Raw genomic sequence first — 6,211 nt, 5'->3', positions numbered from 1 at the left:
GAAGGCCTTTTGCTTACTTTTGGCTGGGCCGGCTTCCGGCCTTTCCAAAAGTGAGCCGCTGTAAGAGCGGAACCATAGGTGGCCGTTACCGAAGCAACGGATATGTACACAACACGACACCACCCCGCCATCACCCCGGCACCGGAATCACCCGCAACCCCCTCACCGACTTATAGGAAAAACTTGAATAAATCTCCTTGACGCAAGGCAACGTCTGCAACACCTCCCGCGCAAACTCCCCAAACGACTCCAGATCCCTCGCCACCACTTCCAACAAAAAATCATACCGCCCCGACACGTTATGGCACGCCACGATCTCGGGAATCGCCAACAACCGCTGCTCGAATGCCCGGGCAATTTCCTGGGTATGACTCTCCATCATGATGCTGACAAACGCCGTCACCCCATACCCCAGCGCCTTGGGCGAGAGAATCGCCTGGTACCCGCTGATCACCCCGCTCTCCTCCAGGTTGCGCACCCGGCGCCAACAGGGCGAGGTCGTCAGGGAGACGCGGTCGGCCAATTCAGCCACCGTGAGGCGGGCATTGCCTTGCAGCGCGTTTAAAAGCGCTTTATCGGTGCGATCCAGACGGATGGGCATAACGTGCCTCTATTCGTTATTTTTATGAGGTTTTTATCCCGGGACGCGGGAATTACCGGCAAATATTGCAAAGTTCATCTCTGGTTATGAGCATAGCATTGTAGGAAATAAGGAGCGTCCGACATGAACAATAAACACAATGCATTCGGCTTTTCCACCCGCGCCATCCACCACGGCTACGACCCCAAAGACCACCACGGCGCGCTCGTCCCGCCGATTTATCTGTCGGCCACCTTTGCCTTCCCCACCGCCGAATACGGCGCCGCCTGTTTTGCCGGCGAAGCCAGCGGCCACTTCTATACGCGCATTTCCAACCCGACCCTGGCGCTGCTGGAGTCACGCATGGCGACCCTGGAAAACGGCGAGGCGGCGGTGGCCTTCAGTTCCGGGATGGGGGCGATTGCCGCGACGTTCTGGACCCTGCTACGCCCCGGCGACGAGGTGATCGTCAGCCAGACGCTGTACGGTTGTACCTTCGCCCTGCTGCACCACGGCATCGGCGAGTTCGGCATCAAGGTGCGGCATGTCGACCTCACGGACCTGGCGGCCCTGCAAGCCGCGCTCAGCCCCGCAACGCGCATGATCTACTGCGAAACCCCGGCCAACCCCAACCTGCAACTGGTAGATATCGCCGCCGTCGCCACCCTCGCCCACCACCAGCCCAATGTCACCGTAGTGGTCGACAACACCTACTGCACGCCCTACCTGCAACGCCCCCTGGAACTGGGCGCCGATGTGGTGGTGCATTCGGCCACCAAGTACCTCAGCGGCCACGGCGATATCACCGCGGGCATTGCCGTGAGCAGCCAGGCGCTGGCCCAGCGTATTCGCCTGCAAGGCCTCAAGGACCTGACCGGCGCCGTCATGTCGCCCCAGGATGCCTCGCTGTTGATGCGCGGCCTCAAGACCCTGGCCCTGCGCATGGACCGCCACTGCAGCAACGCCCAGGCCGTGGCCGAAGCCTTGCAGGCGCACCCGGCCGTGGAGCGCGTGACTTACCCGGGCCTGCGTTCTTTCCCTCAATACGAACTGGCGACACGCCAGATGAAAATGCCCGGTGGCATGATCGCCTTCGAACTCAAGGGCGGGATCGAAACCGGCCGGCGCTTCATGAATGCACTCAAGCTGTTTACCCGCGCGGTCAGCCTGGGCGACGCCGAATCACTGGCCCAGCACCCGGCGAGCATGACCCACTCCACCTACACCCCGGAAGAGCGGGCCGCACACGGCATCAGCGAGGGGTTGGTGCGCTTGTCGGTGGGGCTTGAAGACATCGCCGACCTGCTGGCGGATGTACAGCAGGCACTGGCCAAATGCACGCGCACGCTGCAACGTCCTTCCAGGCTCGTGAGTCTTTAAATCCGATTTTTTAAGATTGGATCCCCTTCCCGCCGCCAGGCTGTACTAGCATAGGTTCCGGCGGGAAGGACTATCACGGTAGGTTATTCGCATTGGCTTGCATCTTAATCCCCGCTGCTATAAGGCCGAATACCTGCACGCCTCATGGATGAATTGATGAACTCACAGTTGTTTCCGCATATTGGCAAGGTCATCGCCAGCACCGGCAGCCGCCATTTTCCGCGCATGCTGCATGACCTGATCCTCACCCAACTGGCCGTGGACGCCACCCATATCACGCAACTGCAGGTGAGTGCCGAAGGGCAGGTCCGGCGCAAGATCAGCCCGGTCTACACCGACTCGGTAGAAGCCTTGGGCGAAGAGCAACCTGCCGCACAATTGCACCTCACCCGCCGCCGGGACGACGTGCGCTATGTGTTGTCGGTGTATCGCTCACACCAGTCCGAAAATTTCTCGCCGCAGGAGCGCAGCATGCTGCAGGACTTCTCCACCCTGCTGCTGCCCATGGTCGAAAAACACATCGCCGCGATCCAGCCTTGCCGCCAGGACAGCGAGCCGGTGACCCCGGAAAACCAGGGCCTCGAAACCCTGCGCCGGCGCATCGAGGAACGCCTGGTGCAATCGGGGCTGACCCTCTCCAACCGTGAACTCGAAGTGTGCGTCGGCCTGCTGGCCGGGCGCACGGCGCCGGAGCTGGCGGAGCAATTGGCATTGAAGGTCAACACCATCGAGAGTTACCTCAAACGTGCGGCGATCAAGCTGGGGATCAGCGGGCGGCATTCGTTGTTGCGGTGGATGTATGCCACCGAGGAAAGTACGGGGCTTTAAGCTCACACCGATCAAAATGTGGGAGGGGGCTTGCCCCCGATGGCGGTGGGTCAGCAACCGAAATTGTGGCTGATACACAGCAATCGGGGGCAAGCCCCCTCCCACATTGGGTTCTCATTGACAAGCAGGACTCAATCCCTTGCCAAGGCCTCGATCGGATCGAGCCGCGCCGCATTCCGCGCCGGCACAAAGCCAAACACGATGCCGATCAATGTCGAACAGGCAAACGCGGTCAGAATCGAGCCCAGGGAAAACACCATCTCCCATTCCTTCACGAACACTGAAAACAAAAAGCCCAGGGCATAGGACAGCGAGATTCCGATCAGCCCACCGATCAAACACACCATCACCGCCTCCACCAGGAACTGCTGGCGAATGTCCGATTGCCGGGCGCCTACCGCCATGCGAATACCGATCTCGCGGGTACGCTCGGTCACCGACACCAGCATGATGTTCATCACCCCGATACCGCCCACCAGCAGCGAAATCACCGCGATCAACGACAGCAACAGCGCCAGGGAGCGACTGGTTTTCTGCACCGTCTGCATGATGCTGTCGAGGTTGTTGGTGAAGAAATCCTTGGTGCCGTGACGTTGCAGCATCAGCTTGTTGACGTTGTCTTCCACCACCTTGCTTGGCTGACCGTCCTTGATGCGCACGGTGATACTGTCCAGATGGCGCTGCCCCAACAGGCGCCCCGCCGCCGTTTCATAGGGCACCCACACATTCAATGCCTTGCTGGCGGCGAACATGTTTTTATTGTCGGCCGTCACGCCGATCACCGTGCACGGCAGGTTACCCACCAGGATCACCTGGCCCAGCGGGTCGACGTTCGGCCCGAACAGTCGATGGCGGGTGTTGTGGTCGATCACCACCACTTGGGCCTGGCGCCGTGCGTCGCTTTCGCTGAAGGCGATGCCGGCTTCAAGCTTCAGGCCCTTGACCTTGAAATAGCGGTCACTCACACCGTTGACCTGCGCATCCAGGTCGATATTGCCAAAGCGCAGCAACAGGTTGCGGCCCACCACCGGCGTGGCGCTGTCGACGTAATACAGCTGGTTCAACGCGTCGACATCCGAGGGCATCAACGTCTCGATGGCCGAGGCGCGGCTGTCACCGAAACTGGTGCCGGAAAAGATATCGATGGTGTTGCTGCCGATCGCCTGAATGTCCTTGAGCACATAACGCTTGGCGCCTTCGCCGATGGCCGAGATCGACACCACCGAGGTAATACCGATGACGATACCGAGCATGGTCAGCAAGGTGCGCATGCGATGGGACACCAGCGCGACCCAGGCCATGTTGAACGCTTCCTTGAACAACCCCAGGCTCGCCACCAGACGCCTGGCGCCACTGCGCCTGGGTTCGATGGGCGTTTCGCCGGGCAGCGCCAGGCCGACACTGTCGTTGGCCTTGTCGCTGACAATCTCGCCATCGCACACCTCGACGATGCGCTGGGCGTTCGCCGCGACCTTGGGGTCGTGCGTCACGATAATCACCGTGTGCCCCGCAGCGTGCAGCTCGGCGAGGATACGCATGACCTCCTTGCCGCTGTGGGTGTCGAGGGCGCCGGTGGGTTCGTCGGCCAGGATCACTTCACCGCCGTTCATCAACGCACGGGCAATACTCACCCGCTGCTGCTGCCCGCCCGACAGCTGGCTGGGACGATGGGTGGTGTGGCTGGCCAAGCCCAGGCGGGCCAGCAACTCCCGCGCACGGCTATGGCGCGCGGTCTCCGGCGTACCGGCATAGATCGCCGGCATCTCCACGTTGTGCAACGCGCTCAAGTGCGCCAGCAAGTGGTAGCGCTGGAAGATAAAACCGAAGTAGTCGCGGCGCAGTTCGGCCAATTGCTCGTCGCCCAATGAGCGGGTTTCGATGCCATTGATCTTGTAGCTGCCGGCCGTGGCGTAATCCAGGCCGCCGAGGATGTTCATCAGGGTGGACTTACCCGAGCCCGAGGCGCCGATGATCGCGACCATTTCCCCGGCGTGAATCGTCAGGTCGATGCCCTTGAGCGCAATGAACTCACGCTCGCCGGCCATGAAACTGCGGGTGATGCCCTTGAGTTCCAACAGTGGCTGGGTCATCCGTCAGTTCCCCGCCACAGCCGGCGTGGCTTCGCCGATCACCACTTTGTCACCTTCGGCCAGGCCTTCGAGGATCTGCACCTTGACGTTGTTGTTGATCCCGGTCTTCACATCCCGCGACACCGCCTTGCCCTTGGCATCCAGCACCCGCAGCGGGTAGCTGCCATCGTTGTTGCGCACACCGAGCGCCGCCACCGGCACCATCAACGCGGCCTGGGCGGTGTCGAGCACGATACGCACCTGGGCGGTCATGGCGATACGCAGGCGGTGATCGGGGTTGGGCACGTCGAACAGCGCGTTATAGAACACCGCGGTGTTCTGCTTTGGCGTACCGGCGGTCTGGGTTTCCAGGAAATTCTGCGGCGCCGGCTCGGTGCCGCGCAGCTTGGCGTAGTAGCGCTTGTCGGCCTCGCCGAGGATGGTGAAGTACACCTGCTGGCCGGGGCTGATGTGGATCACATCCGCCTCGGAGACCTGGGCCTTGACGGTCATGGTGTCCAGGTCCGCCAATTTGAGCAGTACCGGCGCCAGTTGGCTGGCGATCACGGTCTGGCCTTCCTGGGTGACAATGCCCACCACATCGCCGTCGATGGGCGCGACGATGCGAGTGTAGGCCAGGTTGACCTTGGCGGTGTCGATCTGGATGTGCGCGCTTTTGATCTGCGCATCCAGGGACAGCAGGTTGGCCTGTTGCACCTGGAAGTTGGACTCGGCGTCTTCGAAGTCCTGACGGGATACCGACTCGTCGATCTGCAGGCCTTTATAGCGCTCGTACACGGACTTGGCCTGCTTGAGCTGGGCCGCCGTGGCGCGGCGTTGGGCCTGAAGGTTTTCTTCGTCGACCTGGGCCTTGCGCAGGGTGTTTTGCAGGACCAGTGGGTCGATTTCGGCGAGCCATTGACCCTTTTTCACTTTATCGCCGACCTTTACTTTCAGGGACTTCAATTGGCCGGAGACTTGGGCGCCCACGTCGACCTGTTTGATGCCTTCGAGCAGGCCGGTGGCCAGCACGGCGTTTTCGATGTCACCGCGTTGAGCGGTGGCTGTGAGGTATTGGGGGGCGTCGGCGGGGGCCTGGACCGTGTAGATGATCAGGCCGATGGCGACTGTGATTACTGTGAGCATTCCTAGTTTGCGTAACTTTGACTTTTCCATGGGTGGCCTTTGATCGAGTACATATCCGTTATTTAGGTAACGGCCGCTTAGGGTTCCGCCCTTACGGCGGCTCACTTTTGAAAAGCGCAAAAGTAAGCAAAACGCTCTTGCCCCAACACTCGGGCTCGGTGTGCCCGAACGAAGATCAGCGTGGTTTTACGGGGCGTCTGGGATCAAA

At 61.1% G+C, this 6,211-nt stretch carries 5 protein-coding genes; 2 read left to right on the top strand and 3 right to left on the bottom strand.

What is annotated here, in order from left to right; translation table 11 throughout:
- Positions 1-130: 130 nt before the first annotated feature.
- The gene (locus tag AC3WP7_RS29465; RefSeq protein ID WP_092245699.1) at positions 131-601 is read right to left on the bottom strand and encodes an Lrp/AsnC family transcriptional regulator; all 471 of its coding nucleotides are present in this window, start codon (positions 599-601) and stop codon (positions 131-133) included.
- A 123-nt stretch (positions 602-724) separates the two neighbouring features.
- On the opposite strand from AC3WP7_RS29465, the gene AC3WP7_RS29460 reads away from it, so the two are divergent.
- Together AC3WP7_RS29460 and AC3WP7_RS29455 are read left to right on the top strand one after the other, a co-directional pair.
- Positions 725-1,960 (top strand): methionine gamma-lyase, encoded by a 1,236-nt coding sequence (locus tag AC3WP7_RS29460; protein WP_092245702.1) that lies wholly within the window; start codon positions 725-727, stop codon positions 1,958-1,960.
- Positions 1,961-2,116: 156 nt separating this feature from the next.
- Positions 2,117-2,788: a response regulator transcription factor gene (locus tag AC3WP7_RS29455; RefSeq protein ID WP_172963364.1), complete on the top strand. Its 672-nt coding sequence runs from the start codon at positions 2,117-2,119 to the stop codon at positions 2,786-2,788.
- Positions 2,789-2,919: 131 nt separating this feature from the next.
- Here AC3WP7_RS29455 and AC3WP7_RS29450 read toward each other — a convergent pair whose 3' ends face one another.
- Positions 2,920-4,878 carry a MacB family efflux pump subunit gene (locus AC3WP7_RS29450; protein ID WP_093513657.1) on the bottom strand — a complete coding sequence of 653 codons (1,959 nt, stop codon included), beginning with the start codon at positions 4,876-4,878 and terminating at the stop codon, positions 2,920-2,922.
- 3 nt (positions 4,879-4,881) lie between these two features.
- Complete coding sequence (macA, locus tag AC3WP7_RS29445; RefSeq protein ID WP_093513659.1) at positions 4,882-6,033, bottom strand: macrolide transporter subunit MacA; 1,152 nt, start codon at positions 6,031-6,033, stop codon at positions 4,882-4,884.
- Between the last annotated feature and the right edge of the window lie 178 nt (positions 6,034-6,211).

The organism is Pseudomonas sp. FW305-3-2-15-C-LB1 (genome assembly GCF_058787615.1).
This window is presented reverse-complemented; position numbering and strand designations above follow the sequence as displayed.